This is a genomic window from Actinopolymorpha cephalotaxi (genome assembly GCF_013408535.1).
Lineage (GTDB): Bacteria > Actinomycetota > Actinomycetes > Propionibacteriales > Actinopolymorphaceae > Actinopolymorpha > Actinopolymorpha cephalotaxi.
On record NZ_JACBZA010000001.1, the window covers coordinates 4,789,702 to 4,816,253 of the forward strand.

18 protein-coding genes, 1 tRNA gene and 1 pseudogene are annotated in these 26,552 nt (G+C 65.8%); 9 read left to right on the forward strand and 11 right to left on the reverse strand.

The genetic code is table 11. The features are described from left to right. Positions 1–20 precede the first annotated feature (20 nt). Genes FHR37_RS21105 through FHR37_RS33235 form a run of 5 tightly spaced genes read left to right on the forward strand, consistent with a single transcriptional unit; the run spans position 21 to position 4,942 of the window. Entirely contained in the window at positions 21–443 is a 423-nt protein-coding gene (locus FHR37_RS21105; RefSeq protein ID WP_175542852.1) for a hypothetical protein, read from the forward strand. Then, positions 440–2,182: a baseplate J/gp47 family protein gene (locus FHR37_RS21110; RefSeq protein ID WP_175542853.1), complete on the forward strand. Its 1,743-nt coding sequence runs from the start codon at positions 440–442 to the stop codon at positions 2,180–2,182. Before FHR37_RS21105 ends, FHR37_RS21110 begins: the two co-directional genes overlap by 4 nt. 2 nt (positions 2,183–2,184) lie before the next feature. Next, positions 2,185–3,495: a hypothetical protein gene (locus tag FHR37_RS21115; protein ID WP_092890533.1), complete on the forward strand. Its 1,311-nt coding sequence runs from the start codon at positions 2,185–2,187 to the stop codon at positions 3,493–3,495. A gap of 19 nt (positions 3,496–3,514) precedes the next feature. Beyond that, positions 3,515–3,994, forward strand: a complete 480-nt coding sequence (locus tag FHR37_RS21120) for a hypothetical protein (RefSeq protein WP_139239264.1) — start codon at positions 3,515–3,517, stop codon at positions 3,992–3,994. 9 nt (positions 3,995–4,003) lie between these two features. After that, entirely contained in the window at positions 4,004–4,942 is a 939-nt protein-coding gene (locus FHR37_RS33235) for a tail fiber domain-containing protein (RefSeq protein ID WP_092890539.1), read from the forward strand. On the opposite strand, the gene FHR37_RS21130 is transcribed toward FHR37_RS33235, so the two are convergent. Together FHR37_RS21130 and FHR37_RS21135 are read right to left on the reverse strand one after the other, a co-directional pair. Beyond that, entirely contained in the window at positions 4,922–8,029 is a 3,108-nt protein-coding gene (locus FHR37_RS21130) for a lantibiotic dehydratase (protein WP_179771017.1), read from the reverse strand. The genes FHR37_RS33235 and FHR37_RS21130 overlap by 21 nt on opposite strands. 46 nt (positions 8,030–8,075) lie before the next feature. After that, complete coding sequence (locus tag FHR37_RS21135; RefSeq protein ID WP_139239265.1) at positions 8,076–9,410, reverse strand: lanthionine synthetase C family protein; 1,335 nt, start codon at positions 9,408–9,410, stop codon at positions 8,076–8,078. Between the two features lie 623 nt (positions 9,411–10,033). Here FHR37_RS21135 and FHR37_RS21140 point away from each other — a divergent pair. After that, entirely contained in the window at positions 10,034–10,834 is an 801-nt protein-coding gene (locus FHR37_RS21140; RefSeq protein WP_092890548.1) for a hypothetical protein, read from the forward strand. A gap of 2,270 nt (positions 10,835–13,104) precedes the next feature. On the opposite strand, the gene FHR37_RS21145 is transcribed toward FHR37_RS21140, so the two are convergent. Genes FHR37_RS21145 through FHR37_RS21160 form a run of 4 tightly spaced genes read right to left on the reverse strand, consistent with a single transcriptional unit; the run spans position 13,105 to position 16,704 of the window. Beyond that, a complete protein-coding gene (locus FHR37_RS21145) occupies positions 13,105–13,806 on the reverse strand; it encodes a hypothetical protein (RefSeq protein WP_139239266.1) in 702 nt (233 codons plus the stop codon). A 9-nt stretch (positions 13,807–13,815) separates the two neighbouring features. After that, positions 13,816–14,220 carry an NUDIX hydrolase gene (locus tag FHR37_RS21150; protein ID WP_092890554.1) on the reverse strand — a complete coding sequence of 135 codons (405 nt, stop codon included), beginning with the start codon at positions 14,218–14,220 and terminating at the stop codon, positions 13,816–13,818. 35 nt (positions 14,221–14,255) lie between these two features. Further along, a complete protein-coding gene (locus tag FHR37_RS21155; protein WP_092890560.1) occupies positions 14,256–15,809 on the reverse strand; it encodes an SIR2 family protein in 1,554 nt (517 codons plus the stop codon). A gap of 1 nt (position 15,810) precedes the next feature. Beyond that, positions 15,811–16,704, reverse strand: coding sequence for an HAD family hydrolase (locus FHR37_RS21160; RefSeq protein ID WP_139239267.1), 894 nt, complete (start codon positions 16,702–16,704; stop codon positions 15,811–15,813). Positions 16,705–17,804: 1,100 nt separating this feature from the next. Between FHR37_RS21160 and FHR37_RS21165 the strand changes: the two are divergent. Next, positions 17,805–19,041 (forward strand): annotated as a pseudogene (locus FHR37_RS21165) (IS256 family transposase). A 96-nt stretch (positions 19,042–19,137) separates the two neighbouring features. Then, positions 19,138–19,524 (forward strand): site-specific integrase, encoded by a 387-nt coding sequence (locus FHR37_RS21170; RefSeq protein WP_092882425.1) that lies wholly within the window; start codon positions 19,138–19,140, stop codon positions 19,522–19,524. Positions 19,525–19,641: 117 nt separating this feature from the next. Here the strand turns inward: FHR37_RS21170 and FHR37_RS31895 are convergent, their stop codons facing one another. The 3 genes from FHR37_RS31895 to FHR37_RS21180 form a co-directional block, all read right to left on the reverse strand. After that, positions 19,642–20,418, reverse strand: coding sequence for a hypothetical protein (locus FHR37_RS31895; protein WP_238344805.1), 777 nt, complete (start codon positions 20,416–20,418; stop codon positions 19,642–19,644). Positions 20,419–20,548: 130 nt separating this feature from the next. Further along, positions 20,549–21,877: an AAA family ATPase gene (locus FHR37_RS21175; RefSeq protein WP_092882424.1), complete on the reverse strand. Its 1,329-nt coding sequence runs from the start codon at positions 21,875–21,877 to the stop codon at positions 20,549–20,551. Positions 21,878–23,065: 1,188 nt separating this feature from the next. Further along, positions 23,066–23,147, reverse strand: a tRNA-Tyr gene (locus FHR37_RS21180). A 103-nt stretch (positions 23,148–23,250) separates the two neighbouring features. On the opposite strand from FHR37_RS21180, the gene FHR37_RS21185 reads away from it, so the two are divergent. Continuing rightward, on the forward strand, positions 23,251–23,745 hold the full coding sequence (locus tag FHR37_RS21185; protein WP_092882423.1) for a YajQ family cyclic di-GMP-binding protein: 495 nt from the start codon (positions 23,251–23,253) through the stop codon (positions 23,743–23,745). A 107-nt stretch (positions 23,746–23,852) separates the two neighbouring features. On the opposite strand, the gene FHR37_RS21190 is transcribed toward FHR37_RS21185, so the two are convergent. Continuing rightward, positions 23,853–24,761 carry a M48 family metalloprotease gene (locus FHR37_RS21190; protein WP_092882422.1) on the reverse strand — a complete coding sequence of 303 codons (909 nt, stop codon included), beginning with the start codon at positions 24,759–24,761 and terminating at the stop codon, positions 23,853–23,855. Between the two features lie 87 nt (positions 24,762–24,848). Next, positions 24,849–26,513, reverse strand: coding sequence for an FAD-dependent oxidoreductase (locus FHR37_RS32630; protein ID WP_175542416.1), 1,665 nt, complete (start codon positions 26,511–26,513; stop codon positions 24,849–24,851). Between the last annotated feature and the right edge of the window lie 39 nt (positions 26,514–26,552).

Genomic DNA, 26,552 nt, shown 5'->3' on the forward strand with positions numbered 1-26,552 from the left:
ATCGGCAAGGGGGGAAGCGGATGAGCGAGGTGGACGAGCGGGACTTCGGAGTCGACCTGCTCCTGGTCCCGTCCGGCAACGAGGCGCGCGACCTCAGCGTCGCCGGCACCGGCGGGCTCCAGACGGCCCACGGCGCCGACGCCGCCGTCCAGGCACTCACCATGCGGCTGCTAGTACGCAGGGGCGAACTGGAACCACTCGGCTGGCCCGACTACGGATCCCGCCTGCACGAGCTCGTCGGCGAACCCGACGTACCCCGCACCCGGTTGTGGCTCGCCCAGTACGCACGCGAAGCGGTGGCCGCCGACCCACGCGTCCGCGAGGTCGAGGACGTCACCGTCACCACCGACCGCTTCCAGGCCCGCATCACGCTGCGGCTCCTGCTCCAGGACCGCACCCAGCCCGTCCAGCTCGCAGTCGCCGTCCCCTTGGAGGCGCCGTGATCGACCCCGGCAACCCGTTCCTGGAAGGGCACGACTTCCCCAGCGTCGTCGCCGCCCTGGAAGACAGCCTGCACCTGGGCGTCGAGCACCAGGAGTCCTACCGGTTCGTCTTCGACCCGGCCGTCTACGTCTACGATCTGCCCCGCGTCGACGCCTCCGTCGTCCGGGTCACCGGCCTGTCCGGCGGCCACTTCACCGTCTTCGAACCCGGCCGGGACTACGACGCCAGCCCGTCCCGGCTGGTGTGGCGGCGGGCACCGGCCGGTGCCGACGCCGCGGGCACCCCACGCACCCCGGACCCGCGCACGCCTGCCGAGGTCACCTACTCCTTCCGCGACCTGCCCTCCGGCATCACCGACTTCGCCCCCGGAAGCGTCGCCGGCACGATCATCCGCGCGGTCGGCCGGGAGGTCGCGCTGCTCTACCACCAGCTGAACGAGGCCTACCGCCGCGCGTTCCTGGACACCGCCAACGGCGTCGCTCTCGACAGCGTCGTGGCGCTGCTCGGCATCGTCCGCAACCCCGCGCAGAAGGCCAGCGGCACCGTCACCTTCGCCCGCCTGCTGGCCGGCCCGCGGGCCGTCGTCCCGGTCGGCACCGCCGTGGAGGACCCCGCCGGACGCCGCTACCTCACCACGACCGCTGCTGTGCTGGAGGAAGGCGCGACCGAGGGGGAAGCGGAGGTCGAGGCCGTCGAGCCGGGCGCGGCGGGCAACATCGGCGCGAACGCCGTGGCGGTGATGCCGACCCCGCCCGTCGGAGTGAACTCGGTCACCAACGCCGAACCGATCACCGGCGGGCAGGACCCCGAACCCGACGACGCCCTGCGCGAACGCGCCCGGCACGCCCTCGAACGCGCCGGCAACGCCACCATGGGCGCGATCGAGTTCGCCGTCCGCGACGTCGACGGGGTCGAGGACGTCGCGGTGATCGATCACAGCGTCGACCTCGACGTCCCGCTCGGCCAGGTCCGGGTCCGCTACTCGTCCGCGGCCGGCAGCCCGGAACGCCAGGCCGAGATCGAGGACGCGGTGGCCGCCGCGGTCGAACGCACCAGAGCCGCCGGCGTGATGGCCGTACCCGAACGCGTCCGCCCGGTCACCATCACAGGCACGTTCGTGCTGATTCGCTCCGAGATCGAGGATCCGGCCGCCGCCTCCACCTATGCCGACGCGGCGGCGCAGGCTATCCGCGGCCTGGCCATCGGCGAGGCCCTGTCCCTGCGCCGGCTGACCTCGCTGGTCTACCAGGTGCCCGGCCTCGCCGACGTGGCCGAGGCCAAGCTCGACTTCACCCGCGAGGTGGCCCGACCCGGGCTGCCCGCGAACGGCGCCGTGGGCGACCTGCTGCCGGTCGACCGGTCCGAACAGGCCACGCCCGGAGCCCTGAGCGCCGTTGCCGTCACCCACCTCGGCGCGCAGGCGGACACGACACGGACGCTGGAGATCCAGCTCCTGCAGGGCATCTCACCGGTCGGGTTCCGGCACGTCACCGTCCAGGTTCGCCTGCAGGTCAAGGCGACCTTGCGGTCGAGCACGACACTTCCACCGGTGCTGGTGGCCGACGTCGTGAAGGCTGTCGTCATTAACCAGGGCGACACCGCGGTGGTGACCCTCACCGACGACGACCTGACGAACTTCGATGCTGACGAACACCAGCCCACCGGGCAGGTCACCGTCACCCTGGCCGGATACCCCGCGGTCGCCGCCGCGACGACCACCCTGGACCTGGTGATGTAGCCATGCCCACCAAGACGCAACGGCTGGCCGCCCTCCTGCCGGAGGTCTACGCGGCCCGGTACGGCGACGGAACCCTGCACCGACTCCTCGACGCGGTCGGCGCGGAGCTGACCGGAGCCGACACGGCCGTCAAACGGCTGCTGTCCTCCCACTGGATCGACTACGCGCAAGGGCAGGGGCTCGACGGGCTGGCCGCGACGTTCAACGAACGGCGACGCATCCTGCGCGACGGCACCGCCGAAACCGACGAGGCGCTGCGGCAACGACTGAAGTCACTGGTGGCACGGTTCACCGGCGGTGGAACCGTCGCGGCCGTGAAGGGCGCCGTCCGTTCGGCGCTCGGCCTTCCCTTCGACCTGAAGGACCTGCCGCTGCCGCCCAACGCCGAGGAGCTGCGGGAGGCCATCGACGGGCTGGTCGACCTCACCGAGTTCGCGCCCGACCCCACCAGCATGCGGGCGCCGGACTCCGCGAGCCAGATCGAGGGGAACCTGCGCCGCCTCGACGTTCCCGTCGACCTGCCCTCCGTACGCCCCGAACTGCCGGTGATCCAGATCCGCGCCACCCTCGGCGTCGCCCGCAACATCTCCGTCCAACTCGGCGACAGCGACCAGGGAGTGCGGGCGAACCCCCAACTGGCGCTGCAGCCGGGAGAGACCCTCGTCCTCGAAACCGACCCCCAGGGCCGGTTCCTCGCCCGGGTGCTCAGCGAGGCCGGGCAGCGCAGCGTCGGCCACCTGTTCCTCGCCTGGGACTCCACCTCCCCGCCGGAGCTGCCGCCGGTGCCCGGCGGCAGCAGCACCTGGGTCTTCCGGGCCGGCAGCGGCTTCGCCGCCGACCAGTGGGCCGCCTTCGACGAGGACACCTTCGACCTTCCGCTGTTCGAGGCGGAGCTGACCTGGACGAGGTACGAGCCGCTGACCTTCGACCTCACCGTCCCGTACTTCCTCAAGGACGCCGTCCAGCGGCTCCGCGACGACTACAGCTACACCGGGCCGGTCTTCGCCTACGAAGGTCTCCCGCTCAACCGCATCCAGGAGGTCGTCGACACCACCAAGGCGGCCGGCGTACGGGGACGGGTCAACTTCGCCCTCAACCTGCCCCAGGACGGGGCCGACCGGCACGAGATGAGCGAACAGCAGACCGGAGTCGCCCTGCTGCGCCGCACCGAGGACGCGAACGCCACCGAGGCCGTCTCCGTCGGCAGCATCAGCGCGGTCGCGCTGACCCACGACCAGGAAGAGAGCCTGCGCATCGGAGGCATCTTCGACATCTCCCCCTTTGACGACAGCCACCAGGTCTTCCTGGACTGAGGACGAGAAGAGGTTCGACGTGAGAGATCGCATGGACATGGCCGGGCGGCTGACGATCCTGATGCACGACCGGGCGGGCCGGCTCGTGCTGGACCAGCGACAGAACAACCGCATCGTGACGAGCGGACGCATGCTGGTGGCGGAGATGTTCGGCGGGCGCACCACCGGACTTCCGCGCACGCCGGTCAGCGCGATCGCGGTCGGCACCGACAACCGCGATCCCGCCGACGCCGACACCGCCCTGGGGAGCAAACGAGGCAACCCGAAGGCCATCACCAAGGTGGAGTACTCCAACTTCACCGACGCGCAGAGCCTGGCGCGGGTGCGGGTGCAGGTCACCGCGCAGTTCGACTTCGGCGAGGCCAACGACCCGAGCACGCCGTTGCGCGAGGCCGGGCTCCTCAACGACGCGGGTGTCCTCTACAGCCGCGTGGTGTTCAAGGACGTCACCAAGACCGACACATTCCAGCTCACCCTGCTGTGGGACATCATCTTCTAGGAGGATCCAGTGGCGTACGTACCGAAGCCCCCGTTCCCCAAGGCCGCGGGCAACCCGATCCGCTCCGCCGACTGGAACGAGCTGGTCCAGGAGATCCAACGCCTCGACACCGCGAAGCTGGACAAGACCGGCGGCCCGGTCTCCGGGCCCCTGTCGGTCAGCCAGACCCTCAACGTCACCGGCAACACCACCCTGTCCGGCACCGCCACCGTGGGCGGCAGCCTGGACGTCACGAGCACGACGAACCTGCGCGCGAGTGTCACCGTCGCCGGACCGATGTCGGTGGCGGGCACCTCCTCCTTCACCGGAGCCGCGACGTTCGGCGACGTCCGGGTCGGTGCGGGAACCGGCGCGCCGCAGGACAACCTGGAGGTCAAGGGCAACGCGCGGATCGGAGCCAACCCGGTCCGCTTCACCTCCGCCTACAGCAACTTCTCCAGCGCGACCAACGCCGAGATCTGCAACGACACCGGCCAGTACAAGACGCTGATGCTCCTGGGCAACCGCGCCGGCGACGGCTCGACCCGCAAGGTGTCGGTGTGGGACCGGCTCGAGGTCAACGGCATGTCCTGCGCGACCTCGTTCTGCAACCTGTCCGACCGGCGGCTGAAGACCGGCATCGTGGTCATCGCCGACGCCCTCGAACGCATCTCCCGGCTGCGTGGGGTGTCGTTCCGCTGGCGTGGCGACCAGCCGGCGACCAGCCCCGCGGCCACCGCACCAGCCGGTCCGCAACTGGGGGTCGTGGCGCAGGAGGTCGCCGAGGTCTTCCCAGAGCTTGTCTCACCCATGGGGGAGGACCAGCACCTGACCGTCGACTACTCCGGGCTGACCGCCGTCCTGATCGAGGCCGTCAAGGAACTCAAAGCCGACAACGAACGGCTCCGTCAGCGCGTCGACGCCCTGGAGAGCGCGGTCTCGGCCGCCTCACCGGCCAGCGCCGCGTAGCGGGGCCTTCGCCAACGAGGCAAGGGTCCGGCGGAGCAGACCGAGGACGAGACGTTCCGTGCCGGGCGTGATGCCGAGGCGGTTGCCGGAAAGGTGCACGAAACTGTGCGCCAGGGCACTCACCGGGAGGGTGCTTCGACCCTCCCGGTGCAGCCCCTCCAGGCGGGCACCCAGGGGCCGCAGCTCTTCGGCCCGCCGGTCCAGCACCGCACGGACCGGCGCGTCGACAGGTCCGAGCACCTCGGGTACGCCACCGAGCAGTGCCCGCAACCTGTCCTTGCGTTCGCGGTAGGCGGCACCGGACTCCCGTGGCGGGGCAGGGTTCTCGGCGTACCACGCGGCCCGCGTGGACTCGTCCATACCGAGCCCGTGCAGCAGCGTGTCGAAGCTCAGCGCGGCCAGCTCGACCGGATCCACGGAGGTGTCCCGGCCCGCGGTCAGCGCGAGCAGGTCCGCGGTCGCCGCGCTGTCGACGGCGAACACCCGCTCGGCGACTTCCATCGCCTGCGGGCCGCCGTAGCGTTCCAGCTCACGCTCGTAGACCTCCAGGCCGATCCGGGTGAGCAGTCCCGAGGCGACCAGCCCGGCCGCCCACGTCGTCACCCGCGGAAGCACCTGCGTGGTCAAGGCCTCCGGCGACCCGTGCAGACGCAGCCGCAGGTGCCGGCCGGAGTCGGCGTAGCGCAGGAAGAACCAGCCGTCCGCGGCACCGTCGGCGACCAGGCCTCCCGCGAAGTCGCGTACCTGCCCGGCGATCAGGGCGTCCTCCCCGGCGGCCGGACCGTACAACGTGAGGTAGAGCCAGTCGGTGCCCGGCGGGCGCAGCCGGTGCGTCTCGTCGGCCCGCGTCGGCAACGGGTCGCGGGTCGTCGCCTTCGCTGCCGGGCGGGCCTGGGGTCGGCGGCGCAGTGGAACGACGAGTTCACTGGCGTAACTGCCACCCGGACCCGGCAACCAGGCGGTGCCCGGTCCCGGCAGCGCCTCCTGCACTACCAGGTCCGACCCACGCGGACGGCGTAGTTCCTCCCGGATCTGGTCCGCCTGCGCCGGGTCGTCCAGGTCCAGCAACAGCCGGTTGTCAGCGGCCGTGAGGTAGACGTGACGCGGGACCAGCCACTCCTCCCGCCACCGCTTCAGGGCCACGGTGAACGCGGCCGTGTCCTCCACCCGCAGCGCCTCGGTGGCCCGTCGGCGCGGCAGCCGCCACTCCGCGGGCCGCAGCACCACCCGCCCGGACCGCACCCGGGGCAGGAACGGCAGGCCACCGGCCGGCCCCCAGTCGAACGGCATGAGTCCCGTCGTCGCGTCGTCGCCGACGTCGTGGAGGAACCGGCACACCTCCGGCGCGGCGGAGGCGTTGAGCATGTGTCCGGCGGACACGTGCACCTCGGTGTCACCGGCGGGCCACCACACGGCGAGCCGGCCGTCGCGGACCATCACCTCCAGCTCGTCCGGCCGGATCACCCGGTCCGCCTCCACACCGGGCGCGACACCCACCGGGATCTCGAAGTGGCGCACCCGCGGGCGGACCGCGACATTCGCCGAACGGTGCCGCGCCGGCAGATAGACCAGCTCGGCGGTCACCCCACCGTCGGCGGCTTCCTCGGCCCGGGCAACCTCGGTCAGCCTACGCGTCGCATCCGGACCGAGCAGGTCCGCGAACCGGCCCAGCCCGCGGCCGGCGGCCTGGCCACCGAGGTTCGGTCCCACCACCAGCCAGAACTCGCCGCGGTCCAGTGCCGCGACCGACGGTGCGACGACGAACGTACTCAGCTCCAGCGACGCCGGAAGCCGCTTCTGGTCCGGTGACCAGGTGGACAGCGTGTCGACGTCCGCGTCGTCGAGGACGACCTCGACCGATCCGGTCCGCAGCGCGGTCGTCGCGAGCTCCATCAGCAGCTGGCTCCGCTGCGGACCGGGGTCGTGTGCAGCGTTGTGGGCGTAGGAGTAGCCCGACGTCGGGGGGCCCAACCCGAACCGTGGGTCGAGCAGCTCCAGCAACGGGACCCGGCGGTCGTGCCCGTACCGGGCGAGGAAGGCGGCGCGGTAGTTCGCGAGGTAACCGGGACCGGCCGGTCGCGGGTGCATCCGCAGCAACAGCTCGGCCGCCCGCGCCGCCTCCTCGGCCACCGCACGGGACACCTCACGACCGGCCAACGCGAGCGCGGAGTCGACCTGCAGCAGCTCCTGGTCACCCGGATCGTCGTGCAGGGACCGCAACCGTTCCCGCAGGGAGGCCAGCGTGCCGGTCGGGTCGGCGTTCGTGCCGACAGGGGCCGCGTCGATCGCTGCGGCGTCGGCGACCAGACCTGCCAGCTCGGCCCCGGCGGCCCCGTGGGCCGGCATCGCGGTCAGCCGGGTGACGACATGCCGCAGGGGGTCACCGGTCAACGGTGGCCGCAGGTCCGACAGCAGCAGGTCTTGGCGCAGCAGCTCCGCGAGCAGCCCGTGCACCTTCGCCTCGGTCTGCGCGGTCGCTCCCGGTGTGCCTGCGAGGACCCGCTCGACCAGTTCGTCGTAGGGCACCGCGTTCCGTGCGAGCGACAGCACCCGGCGGACCACTGGGGTGGCGCGTACCGACACATCAGGCAGGCCCGCCCTGCCACCGGTCGAGCGGTCGCTCAGGTGCAAGCGCCCGTTGCGTTCGAAGGCGCAGGTGTTGGCGGCGAGCCGCAGCCGGCGGCGTACTTCTGGATCGGACTCGAGCGCAAGCATCCACCGCGTCAACCATCCCATGTCCGGTCGGGTCCGGGTGGGCCTCGCGGTGGGACCGAGCGCCAGGGTGGTCTGATCGCCCCAGCCGCCGACGCCCACACCCGCGAACAGTCCGTACGGAGTCGGGCGGGTCGACATCCGGATCAGGTACCGCAACAGGGCCGAACGCGCCGCCGGCGTCGATCGCCCACCCGCACCGGACTCCAGTGCGCGCAGGAGGTCAGGGCTGGCCACGTCGAGAGCCCGGCGAACCAGCGGATCCGCCACCGACGACGCGGCGCCGCCCGCCGTATCACCGGCCAACCGTTCGTAGGAGTCGATGGGCAACAACGGGGCGCGGACGACGAACCAGTCGAACGGCTCGTACGACAAGTGGATGCGTGTCGGCGGACTGGACGACATGAGCTCGCGATCTGCCTCAGGAGAGCAGGAAGAGCCGGTCCCAGGCCGGCTCGTCGTCGGTTCCGGCGGCCAGCAGCGCCAGTGCCACACCCGGCGCCCCGTCCAGCAGGCCAGGATTGTCGACCCGGACATCGCCAGGCTCGACGTTGCGGTAACCCAGCACGCTGTCAGGTTCGTACGCCGCCAGCAGCTCCCGCACCAGTTCCTCGGCCCCGGCCGCGAACTCCGAACGCCCGGTGTCGACCGCGAACCGTCGGGTGATGTGGGCCAGCCCAGCCGTCCCGTGGCAGAACGTCGGGCTGGTGATCCCGCGCTGGGCCGCAGGCCGCGCCAACACGGCCAGCATCGCCTCCACGGCGAGGTGCCGGTAGCGGTCGGCGTCCAGGGCGGTACCGGCCAGCCACAACGCGCGGGCGATCCCCGGGGCGCCATAGCACCAGGTCGCTCGACCGTGCGCGAGTCCGGTCCCGTCCGGCCGGCTCCCGGGCCGAGGTGGCAGCGGCACGGCGTTCGGCCAGTTCGGGCCCCACCCGTCGGCCATCGCATGGTCGGCCAGCCACTCCGCGGCCACGTCGACCGCCTGCTCGGCCCGCTCCACCTTCAGACCCTCCCGCAGCGCAATCGCCAACAGGGCAAGCGGTCCCGTCACCCCGTGGGCAAGACCGCAGTTGTGGTTGCCGTCCGGGTAGGCCCCGGTCATCGCGTGCCCGACGAGGTCGGCGGGGGTGTGCCAGCGACGCGGTTCGCCCTCGTCGGCGAGGAGTTCGCTCAGGCAGCGAAGAACTTCGCCCAACAGGTCGGCGCTCTCGGCGCTCTCGCGACGGCGTAGCAGGTACGCGCCCACCCCGGCGAGGCCGCTGATGACGTCGAACTCGCTGACTCCACAGCCGTGAGCTGCGTCCAACCGCCGGATCGCGTTGCGCGTCCGGGCTTGGAGTTTCGTGTCGACCGTGTGCAGAAGGCGGGTATACCGCCCTCGTCCTCGTGCGAGGCTCGTCGCCGCGAAACCAACGCCGGCCCAACCGGCAAACAGCGAGGCACCTGGTTCCGCCCTTTCGGGCATCGCCGCCACCGCCTGGCTCAGCGCGCGGTGGCCAAGGCGGTCCCAGCCCGCTTCGGGTTCGTGAACGTCGAAGGCGGCGAACACGACGGCCATGCCGGGGAGTCCCGCCGCGACCGACGTGGGCCGCCATCCCACCGAGGGCGGAAAGCTGGACTGCTCCACCATCGCGGCCACGGCACGTTCCAGCGTGGGAAGGTGGGCCAGCCGGGACGCGATCGTGCCGGCCACCTCCACGGCCACCGAACCGCCAACCGGTCCAAGCGCCGCGACCGGCTCATGGACGCTCAAAGAGGTTCCCTGCAGCCCGACCGGCAGGTGAAACAGTGGGTCTGCGCAAAGGTCGCGCACACACCGCAGGTGTCCTCACAGGTGTCAGCGCAGGTGTTGACGCACGTGTCTCGACACGTGGCCGCGCAGGTGTTGCCACAAGTCACCGCGCAGGTGTTGCCGCACTGTGTCTGCGGGCAGGTGTTGAGGCCCGCACAGGTTCCCTGGCAGGTGTTGTCAGCGGTGTTGCAGGTGCCGCCGGCTCCCTTGCCACCAGTGGGAAGACAACCCGCCCCGTCCGTCTGGGCGTCAAGCGGCAGGAACGGACCCGGCAGAACCCGACCGCCGGTGACCTCACCGAACCGTACGTCGATGTCGAACTCGTCCACCTCAGGCGGATCGAGTATCAACAGCGCGTTCCGAGACACAGGCGCGGGAATGTCGTGAGGAACACCCACGGCCGAGCGTTGCAGGTCTCCGGACATGACGAAGCCTCCGCCCCCCAAGTGGCCTTGCCCACGAAAATGATCTCCAGCAAGGTGTGCTCAGATTACACTCGCGGCAACGAGGAACCGGCGGGATTCGAGATGGTCACTCGGCCACACTTTCGGGCATCCGCCGGTCCGCCATCAGAGGGAGATGGGATGGCGCAACAGTTGCCCACCGGCGACCTCATCACGGTTCTGCGCACACTTCTCGGCAGTGTGTCGCCCGACCTCTTCGGCGGGACACCTCCGGCCGTCGACATCCGCACGGCCACCGAGTCCCTGACGTTCCTGACCAGGCCGCGCCACCACGAGGCCGGTCCCCATCGGCAGTCTCGCACCGAGGTGCTGCCCCTGGACGCCGACGATCCCGCCGGCCCCTACGAGCTCGAGGGGACGGCCGGCACCGGTCCACGCACGGTCCGCCTGCTCAGCAACGAGGCGGTGGTCACCGTTCTGCATCCGGACGAGGTGATGTGGGACGGTGGTTCCCAGGCGGGTCGCTCCTTCACGCTCAGCCCGCGGCGCTACCGGACCTTCGACGTCGTCACCCACCTCCAGGTCAGCTACGGGGCCACCGGCGTGGCGACGACGATGGGCGGGCGCGACGAAGTGACGCTGGAACTGTCCGGCCTGCAGGCCCCGCTCGCGCGGGCCCGCGACCTGCTGATCGCCGTACTCAGCCTGGAGAACGACCGCATCGTCTCCTGCGCTTCGGTCACCACGGTCGAGGGTGACTACCAGACCACCATGGGGGCCAAGGCCCTGAACCTGAAGGACATGAGCGACGCTCCCGCCGCCAACGGTGTCCGGACTCTGCACGTGACCGTGACGATGGACGTCGACATCGACGTACGCCGGACCCTGCGGCCGGACGAGGGAACGCCCATCGCGCGGATCGCCAGCCCCGGTTCGGAAGGCGCCGGCGCGGTCAGTGTCGATCCCCTCGTCGACGCCTGATGCCCGTGGCGGCGACCTGAGGGGCCTGCCGCGCGCTGTAGATCGCAGTCATGTGGGCGACGACTACTGCATTCTGTAGCGATAGGCCTCTCGAACCAGACGCAGCCTTCGGCGCCGCACTCAGCAACCCAGGCCGGCCCTGATCCACACCGCTACCTGCGCTACGTGTCGCCACGGGGGCCCCAAAATACGGTCTGACCTCTGGGAAGCGCCGATGTGAAGCAACGTAACGGATCTGGTTGAAGCAGCGGCCCGCACCGATCGGTGCGGGCCGCTGCGGTTACCGCCGGCGGGGCAGGCGAGACGCGAGCAGGGCGAGCGACCGAGAAATCGGCCGAGACAGGCTGACCACTTGGAACACAAGCAAATACCCTGGATTCGACACCAACATCTTCGCTCAACGCATCCAACCACCTCAACGATCGTCACCTTCCAGTCGGCCGCCGATTTCCCAAAGCTCGAACCTTACTCGTCGAATGGCGGCCCATTACTCGCAGCTCAGCAACTGGCATCCCGATGCGGTCGCCGGGACCGAGAATTCAATCAATGTTTTTACAGGAAGCTCCCAACCGGGCGCTGACCTACAGCGTTACCGGTTGGCGACCGACGCCGCCACAAGTAGGCCGCAGAAGATCACACCGCGCGTCGCCAGTCCCCGTCGTGTACCGGGCACCGTCGCAGCAGGTTGGACCGGGCTGCGCTGCCGGTTCCGTGTGCCTACCGGCGCTTGCCGGTCGCCAACGAGGCCCAACCGCCGGATCCGACCTGGCTGGTAACCCCGGCCGCACGGTGCATCCGGCGGTGCTAGTTGTGGAGTGCCTCAATCGAGGTCGACGGGAAGGTGATCCACCCCCGACGCTTCTGACCACGGACGTATCACTCGGGCATCGGCTCGTCCAGCCCGGCGGTCACGATCTGCTCACGTTGCTCACCGTACGCGCGACAAGGTAAGCGAGTTGGACTGAGTTGGCACCGTGCGAACAACCACAGCTGGACGATGAAGACCGCTCGGCACGGCCGTGCGGCCACGAGGATGGCCGGGCCCTCCCACACCCAGCACAGCGGGACAAGGGCAACCGGGATCGGCGAGAAGTGTTCCCCAAGCTGCGGAGGCCTGGCCATGGCCAAACCAAGCGTCCAACGCCAACGACGCCGGCGCGCAGAACCAGGCGTTAGCCGTGCACCGCCCTGCAAGATGAGCAGGTCGAATGGGAAGTACCGAAGGAGCCGCTGATGAGTCATTCCGAGTGTGACGTAGACGTCGCAGCAGCCGAGCAAAGACGACTCCGAGCTGGTAGAGACTGATCTACGGCCGACACTCCCGCCTAACCCTCTGCTGGACGATGGTGTCGTCCTTCACCTCGGGCTTCGACCGGAGGCCCGCGGTCGACCGACCCGATATTGGAGGTCCTTCGGCACCCAAGTCCTGACGCAAGCCACGCTCGCCCGCTTTGAGGTCGGAGCCTGGGCAGCGATCGTGCGTATACACATCCCGCAGACACGGAGGCCGTCTTCGTGCATCGCGTTCACCCGCTGTGCAAGCCCTTCACGGTTTATCGCCGCGTCGGCCATGAACCCGTATGCAGTCTCATCGCCGTAACAATTTGAACTTCACCGGGCAAATTTGTTGCTCTCCAGATATGGTCGGCTGCCGAACTCACGTACGAACCCACGGGACTAGTGGTGGGCCGGGAGGGCTCACAGCCCCCGGATTTCGAAGGTGATCGACTAACCTCTCAAGTTCTAACGAGAAACGCAGAATACCGGCGCGTGCCGCCTCAGACGTCGCCTGAGGTATCAACGACGAATTATCTACCACGGCGTCAAAGAACTCTCTATCGGGTTTCATTACCCTTCGAGCGACCGAGAAAAGTCTCTCACGAGTGACCTTATCCTTCCCTGCGACGATCGCCTGCGCAGAATCCAATGTGAGTTCAGGACAGTCGCCGAAATGCGACACCACACATTTGCGCACCCGACTTGGCTCATCGGACTCCATCCAAATGCGGACTAGATCACGACGATTGGTTAACCATGGTAGTAGTGCGGCGTCATAGACACCACTCGAGGCCCTGTCGATTGAGCGAATCAGCGTCGCATCTACCTGAGAATCTAGATCGGTAGCTGCTCGCAAAGTGTCCAGCTCAGGCGTCCAACGACCTAGCCACCGAACGCCGTTCAAAGCGTTTCCGGCAAGCGACCTAAAGACCTCCGAAGCCTCGACGAAAGGAACGTGAAGAGCGTCCGCTAGAATACGTCCGTGTGTCGTCTTACCGGCCGCCGTCAGGCCGGAGATTACAATAATCATTCAGACCGTCCCCGTCGATGAGCGAATTTAGCACCGCTTCTTTTCGCGTAAGGAAGGATGCAATGGACGTGTCGGGAACCGAATCGCAAATGTCGGCGAGGAGAGTGCTCCCCTCTAGTGACTTCGAAGAATAGCCCGCTATCAGCAGTTCCTCTTTCACGGCCTCACTGTCAACGCAATCTGATACAGGGCGCTCGTAGTGAATCTGATACTTGGCGCAAAGATCCTGAATGAATGCAGTTGAAACGGCTCCTTGTTCTGGGTAGAAGTCCTGGTAAGCCGTCGCACCCGAGGCGATGCGGGTAATACCCTCATTATGGCAGAACCTGATCGTCGCGACCATCATCGCCAAGAATTCGCCCAGCAGCAGAAGTTGGTAACGATCCTCAAGGATGTCTTCTACAAGTCCAACAAGGCAAATTCGACGCACAAGGCCATGAATCTTTAAGGTCTTAAACGCATACTTATCAGGGGGCACCAAGTCTGAAACCTCCTGAACGCGGAGTTGGCGAAAAGACGCACCGTAGCCAAATCCTCCTTCGAAACCCATCAGTTTGACGTGATGTCCACCTCGCCATAGCCGTACCGCAGCCAAGGTAGAATCTCGACCTCCAGAGAAGAGGAGAGCAACGGCATGAGGATCAGAAGCAGATTCGGTGTTCATGGCGCCGAGCTACCGTAGGTCACCGCGAGCGAGTAGCGCTGGAATCACATGTCTGGTTAAGGTGGAACCCAACTTGACCCCCTCTCGCTCGTAATCAGCTCCCACCCATCGGAGTTCTACGATCTCGTTATCGGGAACTGGCTCACCTACCATATCCACATCATAAACACGCATAGTGAGCGTCGCGTCGTCGAACTCAGCTGGCTCTACATATTGACCGAGCTGGGCGTTCAGATGCATACCAACAGACAGCTCTTCCCGAATCTCTCGCGCCAGCGCCTCGTGATCAGTCTCTTGCCCCTCAGGTCGTCCTCCAGGAATGATAAAAGTTTCCTTTCCCCGCTTACGAACCACCAGAATCTTGGTCTTATCCGGCGTCAAAATTACAGCACCAATCTTCGTCATCTCCGGCATTTCCTTGCCCTCCTCAGGGTTTAGATTTACAGCAGCTACCACTTGGCGCCGACGGAATAACAAGTAGCTACGATGGCCGAAGCCAGCTTGAGCGACTCCTCCGAGCGCACGTCGAGTAGAGGAAGCTCTTCGTTGCTATCGATATTGAATACTCCGTACTCCGAAATTTTCTCCCTATTGCCAAAGGAATCCACGATAGGGACAGGAACGCTCAGGAACTGAGCGTATCTGGATCGCGGTTGGGCACTGTCCCAATCTTGAAAAAAATCCTTTAGCGTAAGGGTTCTCGAATCCATGGCCTTGCGGACACGGACCAGGTCGACGTACCGCTGGATTTCTGGCGAAGCCTGAGTGTAGTCTCGATCTAATAATTCTCGAGCCCGTCGTAGCCGCCCCAGATGATCGACCAAGCCTAGATTGCAAAGCGATTCGGCATCTCGTGGCCACTCGATGATTCGCCCTTCAAGCAGTGCCCATGCCGCGATAGACAGCGGGTAGTTAAAGACGTTTCTCGTGGGATTCGCCGGGAAGACGTAGCGTGATTCAAGTTGACGATCACCTTCACTGTTCTCTGTTAATTCAGTATATGTGACTCGGACATCGCGACCGCGAAATATTGAAGACTTTATGAATTCGCCTACTGAACCTACTGCCTCTCCCAGGCTGCCGGCTCTGGAGACGGTCTCTATCGTGTTCCGAACGGGTCGAGCGCGAATAGTTATCTCGTCAGGCCCACTTATTGATCGGATGAAAGTAGGCAATTCCTCGTAGGCCGTTCCGTAGGTACATGCGTCAACTCCAAGGCGTCTCAGTCGTGCAACTACTGATCCTTCAGGTCGGCCGGCGAGAAGCGCCATGTGGGGGCTTTCTTCAAGATCTGAATCAGACTTGATTCGGGCAAAGGAGTCTAGGAGCTTTGAGAGATGGGGGTCACCCATTCCTTCCAAACTCGCACCTACAAATAGAAGCACTCCAGAGTGAAAGATGGCGGTGGCGATTTCGGTCGCATCGTGTTCTGAAACAACTCGCTGGTAGTCCGAAGTCGACAGTACTACGCTTCGCGGCACGTCATAGCGGCCGTGCAGATGTACAACCCCTCGCCCAATACGGATCATCGACTTTATCTGACTGGGATTTAACCATGTAACTGATGGCGCTGGCGCGCCACTCTGAGTGACATACTCCTCAAGCAGCAGATCATAATTCGTGGTTATTATGAGGCGCGGGTTCAAATTTCTTAATGACTCAAGAAGGTCGGAAGAAGCAAGGGCCGGAGATCTGAATACATCACTCAGATACCCTTCATAATGTACGGACTCGTAAAGGGGGAGCGATGACTCTGCCAGACTTTCTTGAATTAGCTGAAAAGCTCCGGGAAGGTCTCCCTGAGAGCCCAGCTTTCTGGCGGCTCGCAGCCTCACTACATTCTCCTTTGAGGGCAAGTTCGCTTTTACGTAGTCCATCGCCCCGTCTAATAATGCGGGCCAACTCGGCAACTTGGCTGCGGCAGATGCGACGCCCGCCCCGCAGAAGACAATCAGATTTCCATTAGCGTGCGCACGTCTAAGGTAATTGAGTTGAGCCTTCATCTTAAATCAGAATGGGTAGGGGGAGTTGACCAGGAATCAGGTTGACCACGTCCGCGAACGTATCTATGGCGGAACAACCGTCCGGGAGCTCAGGCTGAACCAGCAAATCTGACAGCCGAGACGGGACAACAGATTGAAGTAGCGGTTCCTTGGACGTGTCGCGGATTCCGTACTGCGCCCAAGCTGCGATGAATCCACTCTCGATTGCAGGCTGCACATCCCGCGTGACACTGTCTCCCACTACTAGGACCTGCGTCTCTCGGCCACCAATCGTCGAGGCAATCCGCTTAAGAACCTGACGATTTGGCTTTGCTTCCGTCGGGCTAAGGCGCCATGTTACTTTGTATCGGCGCGGTGGACTCCTGAAACCAGGCAACGCGACCACAAGGGCGGTGGGATAAGGTCCCTGCCGCTTCCTGAACCAGCTTGTCGCGACGATGCCCTGAAAGAAACCGTCCAACTGAAGGAACCGAAGTCGCCTTATGGCTTGATGAATGGGAGCGTCGGTGTGGGCAACTACCGGCACTCCTATAGCCCTTAGGTGGCGTAGAGTGGGCTCGACTCCCGGATACGCATAGAGGCCTGATTTGGCACCTTCCCAAAATTCAATGTTCGCAGTTCTGGCAAGATCGCGAGCCTCATTCTTCGACAATGATTCCGTTATTGGCATATGCTCGACGATAAAAGGGTTCTCAAGATTCTTGGTCCGTGAAAGCGCAGCTCGCACCTGAAGTAGGGCTTCATTCTCATCGATAGCGAGCAAACTCATGAGCACCGGGATAAGTCGCTTGAGTCCGGCCTCAAAGTATTGCCCAAAATCATACAAGGTATTGTCAAGATCTGTAACCAACAGTACCTGTGGAGACTTGTCATGTGCCTTCTCAACAGGGTTCATCGTCGCCCTCAGCCTTCACAGCAGCTCTTGTGCGCCACTAGTAGTTGGAGAGGCTACACCTCCGCCTCTCGCCGCAAGGGGCAATCGGAAAAGACGCCACTGACACGGGCCGCAGGCTTTGGTACCTAGAGGGCAGGCGTCGTAGCGCACACTCAGATCTGCCCAATCTCCCGAGGGAGGAGTGAGTGTGCGCTACGACCGGCGTTTCGGTTCCGTGTCTTCTCGGAATGACTGGACAGACCAGTGGCCAGTTCTGGTCAGCCACTTCAGCGGAATACGCCGTCTGGCCGCGGCGGGAGACCCGGCGCTGGACCGTGACCGGACCGGATGGGACAGGGGAACGGCGCCCGCTCGTCTGGCGCCACGAAGACGATGCCAGTTCTTGGCCGGGACAGGGCATGCCAAGATGCGCAGCTTTGCCGTCGTGCCTGAGGACAGCCATCTGGGTGCCTTCCAGCCGCAGCGTGACCCGCTGACCGGCCAGCCGCGCCCCGACGTTGACCTGGGCACCGGATAGGCCGACCAGCCGCCGCGTTCACGATCCGGTCGACCTCAACTGCCGCGCCGGCAGGAGTGGGAAGCGGCGGTGGCCCGGCGGGACAAGCTCCGGCGCAGGCCAGGCGAGCCAGTTCGATGCTGCCCAGTCGAGACGGCAGGGTTTCACCTGGGCTCCGTCCGCCAGGACGTGCAGAGTCCTGTCATCGACCCAGATGCCGATGGTCCTACCGGCAAACGCGGGACCAAGCCAGATCTGCTGCCCACCGACCCACATGTTCCCGACGGCGGCACCACCCGCTCTACTTCCTGTCGACGACACGTGAAAACTGACCCCCTGGCGTCGGGCGGGTTCTAGGGCGGATTCGAGTGGTCGTCGCAACGCTGACCGTTCTTCATGGTGTCAGAGGCTGTTGAAGATCTCGGCTGGTGTCCGCCATCCCAGCACCTTGCGCGGCCGGTCGTTCATGCGGTGTTCGACAGTGGCGTCCATCAAAGTGGTGTACCGCAGGCGCCTTGTTGATGGGCGTGTCGTAGACGTGTAGGGCGGTCATCGCGTGATCCTTCGAACTGAGTTCCCGCTCAAGCTCAAGGAGACCTTCGCGATGACCGCCAAGCCCAGTATGACCCCTGACCGGCTCCTGCACGAGCAGCTGGCTGCTGCGTCGCCGGACCTGCTGCGCGAGTTGTTGTCCACGTTCATCGACGCGCTGATGGGCGCGGAAGCTGATGCGATCTGCGGCGCCCCCTACGGTCAGCCGAGCCCGGACCGCACCAACTCCCGCAACGGCTACCGTCACCGTGACTTCGACACCCGCACCGGCACGATCGACGTGGCGATCCCCAAGCTCCGCTCGGGTTCGTACTTCCCGGACTGGCTGCTGGAACGGCGCCGCCGGGCCGAACGGGCCCTGACGTCGGTGGTGGCGACCTGTTACCTGCTCGGGGTGTCGACGAGGCGGATGGAGAAACTCGTCGAACAACTCGGCATCACCCGCCTGTCCAAGTCCCAGGTCAGCGTGATGGCCGGCGAGCTGGACGAGCAGGTGGAGGCGTTCCGCACCCGGCCCTTTGGACGCCGGCCCCTACACGTTCGTCGCGATGGACGCCCTGGTGCTGAAGGTCCGTGAGGGTGGCCGGGTCGTCGGGGTGCACGCCCTCGTCGCGACCGGTGTCAACGCCGACGGACACCGAGAGATCCTCGGCATCGACGTCACCTCCGCCGAAGACGGCGCGGGCTGGCTGGGATTCCTGCGTGGGCTGGTCGCCCGCGGCCTGTCCGGTGTCGGGCTGGTGACCTCTGATGCCCACGCCGGCCTGGTCGCAGCGATCGGGGCGACCCTGCCCGGCGCGGGCTGGCAGCGGTGCCGCACCCACTACGCCGCCAACCTGATGGCTGTGACCCCGAAGGCGTCCTGGCCGTGGGTGCGGACCCTGCTGCACTCGGTCTATGACCAGCCCGACGCCGCCGCGGTGCACGACCAGTTCAACCGCGTCCTGGACGCCTTGGGCGACAAGCTGCCCAAGGTCGCCGACCACCTCGAGGCCGCACGGCCCGACGTGCTCGCGTTCACCACGTTTCCCAAGCAGCTGTGGCGACAGATCTGGTCCAACAATCCCCAAGAACGGTTGAACCGCGAGATCCGCCGCCGCACCGACGTCGTCGGGATCTTCCCCGACCGCAACTCCCTCATCCGCCTCGTCGGAGCCGTCCTCGCCGAACAACACGACGAATGGATCGAAGGCCGCCGCTACCTCGGCCTCGACCTCCTCGCCAAAGCCCGCAACGACATCGTCTCCGAGGAGGTGACCCACACCGACCTCAAGGCCCTCAGCGCCTAATAAACAAGAGGATCACGCGACACGACCGCTACACCACGCCAATGGACTTGACCCCGTAGGGAACCCCGGCAGCTCAAGCACAGAGCGCGCGAGGAGGTGCGGCCAGTCCCGTGCCACCCACGCCTCGTCCAACTCCTCCACGCGCACCTGGAGGAGTTCGGCGTCGCACCCGACGGCCGACTCTTCAGAGCCAGGTACTACAACCGTCCCCTGTCCGACAGCGTCTACGGACGGATCTGGCACAAAGCAAGGCGGATCGCACTGACCGAACGCGAAGCTGACTCGCCCCTCGCCAGGCGCCCCTACGACCTCCGGCACGCCTGCGTCACGAACTGGCTCAACGCCGGCGTGGACGCAGCCCAGGTAGCTCAGTGGGCCGGACACAGCGTCGCCGTACTGCTACGCGTGTACGTCCGTTGCATCGTCGGACGTGACGAGATCGCCAAGAGACGGATAGAGCAAGCCTTCCGCGACGAGGAGTAATCCACCTCTGGGGATCCGGTCGCACGGGTCACGTCTTTGCCCGTGGCTATCGATTGCCTCGCCTGCCGCATGTGGAGTATGGGCCGACTAACGGAAGCTGGTCAAACCTTCAACTGACTACTCGGCCGCCAAAACCTTATAACCACTCACATCCTCCCATCGCCGTATGCGTCGCGCAACTTCCCACCCCTCCAGGCGACGACGATCCGCTCCCGTGCGGAGCAAACTCTCCAGCACTGGAACGCCGATAGAAACATTATGCCGCTTCTTAAGGACCACCGAGATAGCTTGAACTAAGGTATGACCTCTGCAACTCGATCGCCGATGACACTCGATGCAGTGGTCGATCCCGTGGGGTCCACAAGGTTTGCCGTACATATCCACCGCCTCTGCAGTGATCAGCCTAAGCTCACGATCGCTCCATTCTATGAGATTAGCCATGTCAGCGGCCAGTTTCCTCACGAACGAATCGCCTGACCCGATTTCGTCTAACAGCTCATCAGATAGGTCACGCACGCGAAACTCTCTACGCCCGCCCATGTCGGATACTACCTTCGTAGGAAGCCGACGCCGCCTCGCCGCTTGCTGCACGACAGTAACCCCGATACTCAGCTCTGTGGCGCCTATGAGAAGCTCACTAGTCGCGACTCTCAATTCATCACCATCCAGGAGCCGGTCTGCGAGGCACTCCGTTGCAACCCGGTCGAGAGCGCTAAGCTCGAATACTAAGTCAGCGTCAATATCCATATTCGCTGAAATGACAAACTCCGAATGACCTTTCAGACGATCCTCTATCTCATTATCACAATCGACTATAAATAACACGCCTTGCCGGTGCCTTCGCCCGAGTCCATCGAAGACTCTAACTACCTCCGTCTTTCCGTTGGCCGGCACGATTCGCGTATTCGGTGCGAGATGCGGCCTGAGTGCTCGTTGGTCAGTAACCCCTTCGACCACCAAAAGAGGAACATCCGGAGCTAATGCGGTCCTACGCATCCGGATAGAACCGAGGAAGCCGTTCGGATCAGGAAAGGAAAGCATTGGCGTCCAAGTCGAGAGAGCGCTCAGTCTCGGGATGCGATGCTAGAAGGACTGGCGAGTGAGTCGCCATCAAAAACTGAAGGTCACTCGCTCTACCCATGTTTGTTAAGTCCTGGATAAGCGAATCCTGCCATAAGACGTGCAACGATATCTCTGGTTCATCAATGAGAACAAGTGTGCCTTTTTCGGCCCGGAACAAGATCTCATAGGCCAGGACCATCATCTGCTGTTCGCCTGAACTCAACTGGGACGGGCTAATCGGCTCGCCACTAGGAAGCTCGAAGCGCAGACCGGCACCGCGATCTATAAGTAACTTCTTCGGCGTGAATCTTTCGTCTAAGAAATCCTTGAACGCACGCAGCCGTACATAGAGTCCTTCTAAGACCTCGAACTTCCTGAGTGAGGATGTCAAGAACGTCGCTATAACTGGTCGCACATTTGGATCCTCCAAGCTCGCTTCAACCAGTTCGGATTCCTCCGGCTGATCAATATCTAGGAGGCCCACCTCTCGAAGGTCAAATCGCTTCCTGTCCACCTCAAGAAGCTGTCGTCGCAGGTAGTCTACTGAGGCTCGTCGTGAACTACGCATTGCGGTGATCACTCTGCGGGGAAATGCGCGGTCTTGCTGCTGGGACACCCGCGCATAGGCGGTATCCACCCGACGAATCATGTCCGCGATTTCGTCGCTGGCAGCCTCTACGGCACGACGGAAAGAACGTTCGGCTTTCCGTTGTGCACCATGTGATTCAGCTGTCCTCTCGGTGTCAACAACTAGTCTCTGATCTGTGACGAACAATACTGGAAATTCTTCGCCCATACCTGCCAGCCAGTCTGGCTGCTCAAACTTAGCTCCCGCGAGGTACCGCCTGATGTCTCGTATTAGCCGTGGCGACACGTCACTACGGGTCGCCAATGCCAAATTTAGCCGTCGCATTGCAGTGGCGGAGAACTCTCCGTCTTCGAGTATTTCCCGCCGCATCCATTCAGGGATGTCTTTAATGAATGAGGGTAGAGGTTTCAGGTCTGACGAGTGGTCTCCCCATGACAGGTGAACTGAACCCTTGGCGTCCCGGACAAGCCGGAAGGTCGGCTTCGATTCGAAGTGTAGTTCTAGTCGGTCAACCGGCGCGTCAGCTAAAACTCGAACGTCGCCCGTAGAGACTGCATTTACAAGTTGTAGCAGCGTTGACTTCCCGGTGCCGTTCGCGCCTGTCAATACGGTTGGATACTCGGGATCAATGTTGAGTTCGTAGTCCCGGAAACCGAATAGTCCCCGGACTACAATCAGCCGCAGTCCGCCAGATGTGCTCATATTAATTCACCACACTCGATATAGCCGGGTTGGCTGGCTTTGCCGCGGAATCCTCTGGGCTGGATCCACGTCGGATCCGACGACCGAGCCCCTGAAAGCCGCAGGACCCGAGGAGGGGCAAGCAAGGCTCGGTCGGACGGGATCGGTAGCTGCGCCAGACGGTGCTGAGGTGGACAGTGCCGGCACCTGTAGCTCCGCTGCCGTGACCAGACACCTATGCCTCCGTCAGCAATACTCGCTGCAGTGGTCGTCATCGGGACGAGTACTGCAGCATCAGCTTGGGCTGCTTCGACGCCTTGGTCCAACGTTCCGGCAGGCTCCGTTGGCCATGGCTGCCTGCGGCTGTGACTACCGAGCTGAACGCTACGACGGCCACGTCGATCCCTTGAATCCGCATTGGACCTCCCGCCTGTGATACGCCCCTCTGGCAACCTACCGGTTTACAACGATCCGTTGCCGCGATCGGTTACATGCGCTTCCGACTCATTCCCTTCGTACCTCGGAGCCTTGCGGCTGTGTGCCCTCGGCACGTGAGCCATGAGCTGCGTCCCAATGTGCCTCAAGCGTCACAGTTCCATCGCGAGCTGCAGGTGCGGGCACAGCCGCCACGATCGAGAGACGGCTGACGTCTACTACTCGAGTGAAGCGCATGATCGTAGCTTCTGACCGGAACGCAGGATCGACCACGGCCGGGAGAGCGGACTACTAGTTCAACGACCCCGAACCCTGTTCGTACAGGCCAGAGGACGTTTGCTGCGTGGCGCGACGACCCGGCCCGTGCACACCGGTAGTAGGCCTCGCCCTCGCGTACGCGGGACGTCGCGTCTCCATCGGACGACGAAACGGCGCCCTTCGCCAGCAAGTGCGACAGGCCGCTGCGGTCACCAGACCCATCCCACCGACCAGCAGCTTCGCCTGGCCTTTCGACATGGGTGCGGACGGCGGTCAGGTCGGTTGTGGCGGTCCTTGCGGGCTGATCCACGCCCACCAGCTCACAGGTCTTGAGTTTCCACGTCGTCGCCGGGCCGGAAGCGCCCGGGAGCCGGAAGCTGGACCCGACGTCATCCAGGACGCGGTCACAAACAGGCCGCAGACACTGGCCCACAACCGCCGCGAGCCGAACACCACCGGACATCAACGAGAACGGCCCCGGACCTGTTTGCGCAGGTCAAGGGCCGCATCTTCGTGTGGCAGGTACTGGATTCGAACCAGTGTAGGCTGAGCCGACGGTTTTACAGACCGCTCCCTTTGGCCGCTCGGGCAACCTGCCGCTTGCTGCTTCTCAGCAGCGAGTTGAGAGGATAGCGCAGACGCTACCCGCCCGTGCCACCCGGCCGGTACGTCACCGACAGCCGCATACGAAGGGAGCCCGGATGGCCGCCGAATCGTCGTTCGACATCGTGAGCAAGGTCGATCGTCAGGAGGCCGACAACGCGCTCAACCAGACGTCCCGCGAGATCGCACAGAGGTTCGACTTCAAGAACACCGGCGCCGGGATCCGATGGTCGGGCGAGCTCGGCGTGGAGATCACCGCCAACTCCGAGGAGCGGGCGCTGGCCGTGCTCGACGTGTTCAAGGAGAAGCTGGTCAAAAGGGGCGTATCGCTGCGCAGCCTCGAGACCGAAGACCCCAAGCAGTCCGGCAAGGACTACCGCCTGACAGGCACCTTCGAGCAGGGCATCTCCCAGGAGAACGCCAAGAAGGTAGCCAAGATCGTCCGCGACGAGGGCCCCAAGGGGGTCAAGGTCCAGGTCCAGGGCGACGAGCTGCGCGTCGCCAGCAAGAAGCGCGACGACCTCCAGGAGGTCATCTCGCTGCTGAAGGGCAAGGAACTCGACTTCGCCCTCCAGTTCATCAACTACCGCTGACAATGAAGATCACTTAACCTGTACGACCGTACGTCGACACGGCCGTCCTGCCCCGAGTCCCGGGCGGGGCGGCCGTCGGCATTCCGGGGCGCCCGCCGTGCGCCGCCTCAGCGCCGCACGCCGCCCAGATGCTCCAGCCGCGCGATCCGGTCCTGCGTCGACGGGTGGGTGGAGAAGGCGCGTACGAACCCCTTCTCGTGGAACGGGTTGGCGATCATCAGCGCGGCCGTGCTCCGCAGCTCCGGCGCCGCCGGCAGCGGATGCCGGCGGGTCGCCGACTCCAGCTTGCGCAGCGCGCCCGCCAGCGCCAGCGGGTCGCCGGTGATCCGCGCGGACACCTGGTCCGCGGAGTACTCCCTGGAACGCGTCACCGCCGCCTGCAACAGCAAGGCCGCGACCGGGCCGAGGACGAGCAGCGCGAGCGCGGTGACCGCCGAGCCGTCGCCGTTGCGGCCGCCGTCGGCCTCCTCGGCACCGTCACCGGAGCGGGTACGCCCGGTCGGGGCCAGCCAGGCGAACTGCGCGGCGTACATGATCATGCTCGCCAGCGCCGCCGCGACCGACGACACGAGAATGTCGCGGTTGGCGACGTGCCCCAGCTCGTGCCCGAGGACGGCTCGCAGCTCCCGCGGGTCCAGCAGGTCCAGCAGCCCCTCGGTGACGCACACGGCGGACCGGCGCGGGTTGCGCCCGGTGGTGAACGCGTTCGGCGTCTGCGTCGGCGAGACGTAGACGGCGGGGATCGGCAGCCGCATCGTGATCGCGAGCTCGCGGACCAGCCGGCACAGCTCCGGATGCTCCGCCTCGCTCACGGGGTAGGCCCGCATCGACCGCAACGCCATCCGGTCGCAGCGGTAGAACGCCGCGGCGTTCATGGCGAGCGCGATCAGCAGCCCCGCGGCCAGGCCCGTCCGCCCGCCCAGCGACCGGCCGAGCACCAGCGCCAGCCCGGACAGGACGGCGATCAGGACAGTCGTCCTGAGCTGGTTGCGATGGCACTGAGCGCGATCGTGCATACGTCGTCATGACCTCCACCGTGAGAACGCCGTCACCGGGGCAGTCGTTCCCCGCCCCGCCCGGCTTACCGGGTTACACGCCCCGGGTCACACGGCTTCGGTGACCATGCCCTCGAGGTAGGCGACCACGATCTCCGGCCGCAGCCCGGCGCGCAACCCGACATGACCGTCCGGGCGTACGACGAGAACATTGCCGCCCCGGCTGCCGAGCGTGTGCCGCGCCTCGCCGTACCGGTCGAGCAGGCTCACCCCGGGGATCGCCGACGTCCCGGCGCCACCGCCGATCACCTCACCGCGCACGCCGTTCCCGAACCGCAGCCGCACCGCGGAAACCGTCTCCGCCGCCACCGAGCCCAGGCCGATCAGCGTCCAGTGCGGCCCGCGGAGGATGTCGAACAGCCGGAGGTCGCTACCCGTGCGCACACTCCACAGCCGGATGTCGGGCACCCGGTCCCCGGCGTGCAGGAACAGCCGCTTGCCGCCGAGTTCCTGGCTCAGGCCCGAGGTGCGGTAGTGCACGGCGAACGGGTCGGGTTCGGTGAGGTCGGCGTGCCACGGGCGGGGCTTGGCGCGGCCGAAGAGAGTGCGGCGGGGCGCGGGCTGCGGCCGGCGTTCACCGGCGTACGTCTCCAGCGCCGTCTCCTCCCCGCTCACCAGCGCGGCGGCGAGCTTCCAGCCCAGGTTGTGCACGTCCTGCAGCCCGGCGTCCAGGCCGCCGAGCGGGTACGGGTGGGCACCGGTGGCGTCGCCGGCGAGGAGGATCCGGCCTTGGCGGTACGAAGTGGTTTCGGCGGCGGCGGTGCCCGGTGCGGTGGGGGCGGCGTACGCCACCAGGGACGCGGCGTCGCGGAAGCGGACGTCGGTGAGGCCGGTCCGCTCGTGGAACACCTGCTGGGCGCGGGCCAGGGTGGGCGCCTGCGGTGCGGTCCGGCGCACGTTCGGATGATCGGGTACGTCGTACGCCAGGAACCACCAGGTGTCCCCGCCCGGCAGCGGGGCCAGCGCGACGCCCTGCTCCCAGAGGTGGAGTACGTCGTCGCGGGCCAGGCCGGTCAGCGTGAGCTCGCCGACGTACGTCAGCGGCGCGGGCTCGGGTTCCGGCGGAGGCGCGGCTCCGGGCTTACCCTCCAGCTCGGTCGGTGGTTCGGGCGCCGGCAGGACGTCCGGCAGCGGGTCGGTGAGGATCACGTACGCCGCCCTGCCCGGCGTACCGCTGCCGTTGGCGCTCGCCGCTCCCCCGGCCGCCGCTCCCCCGGCCAGCGGGACGTGCACTCCGTACTCGTCCTGCCTCAGCCGGCCGAGGCCGCCGACCTGCTCGACCACCACGTCGTACTCCGCCAGCCGGTCCCGCAGGATCGCCTCCACCCGGCTGCCGGGGATCGTCAGCGGGCCGAGGTAGGTCCGGCCGAGTGGGCGGCGCTTACCGGTCGGGGCGGCGGCAGGCGACTCCTCGACCCGGGTCCCGGCGTACCGGCGAACAGGCAGGTCAGGCGTGCCGGCGGCGAGGAGTTCGGCGGAAACCCCGAGGTCGTCGAAGAGTTCCAGGCTGCGCGGGCCCAGGCCGCGGATCGGCGGGCGGGACGCGCGGGCCGCCTCCGGTTCCAGCACCCGGACGCGGACTCCGCGCCGGGCGAGATCGAGAGCGGCGGCCAGCCCGACCGGGCCGGCACCGACGACCACCACGTCACAACCGCGGTCGGAGGAGGACTCTCCCGCGCCCGGCTGCCCGGCGTCCGGCTGGATCACTGTCACGCGGCACAGCCTCTCCCCACCGCCCCGCCGCGGCAAGCC

Excerpts from the sequence above, each read along its gene's own strand:
- FHR37_RS21105 (WP_175542852.1), top strand. The coding sequence starts at position 21 with ATGAGCGAGGTGGACGAGCGGGACTTCGGAGTCGACCTGCTCCTGGTC.
- FHR37_RS21115 (WP_092890533.1), top strand. The coding sequence starts at position 2,185 with ATGCCCACCAAGACGCAACGGCTGGCCGCCCTCCTGCCGGAGGTCTAC.
- FHR37_RS21140 (WP_092890548.1), top strand. The coding sequence starts at position 10,034 with ATGGCGCAACAGTTGCCCACCGGCGACCTCATCACGGTTCTGCGCACA.
- FHR37_RS21145 (WP_139239266.1), bottom strand. The coding sequence starts at position 13,806 with ATGAACACCGAATCTGCTTCTGATCCTCATGCCGTTGCTCTCCTCTTC.
- FHR37_RS21150 (WP_092890554.1), bottom strand. The coding sequence starts at position 14,220 with ATGCCGGAGATGACGAAGATTGGTGCTGTAATTTTGACGCCGGATAAG.
- FHR37_RS21155 (WP_092890560.1), bottom strand. The coding sequence starts at position 15,809 with ATGAAGGCTCAACTCAATTACCTTAGACGTGCGCACGCTAATGGAAAT.
- FHR37_RS21160 (WP_139239267.1), bottom strand. The coding sequence starts at position 16,704 with ATGAACCCTGTTGAGAAGGCACATGACAAGTCTCCACAGGTACTGTTG.
- FHR37_RS21175 (WP_092882424.1), bottom strand. The coding sequence starts at position 21,877 with ATGAGCACATCTGGCGGACTGCGGCTGATTGTAGTCCGGGGACTATTC.
- FHR37_RS21185 (WP_092882423.1), top strand. The coding sequence starts at position 23,251 with ATGGCCGCCGAATCGTCGTTCGACATCGTGAGCAAGGTCGATCGTCAG.
- FHR37_RS21190 (WP_092882422.1), bottom strand. The coding sequence starts at position 24,761 with ATGCACGATCGCGCTCAGTGCCATCGCAACCAGCTCAGGACGACTGTC.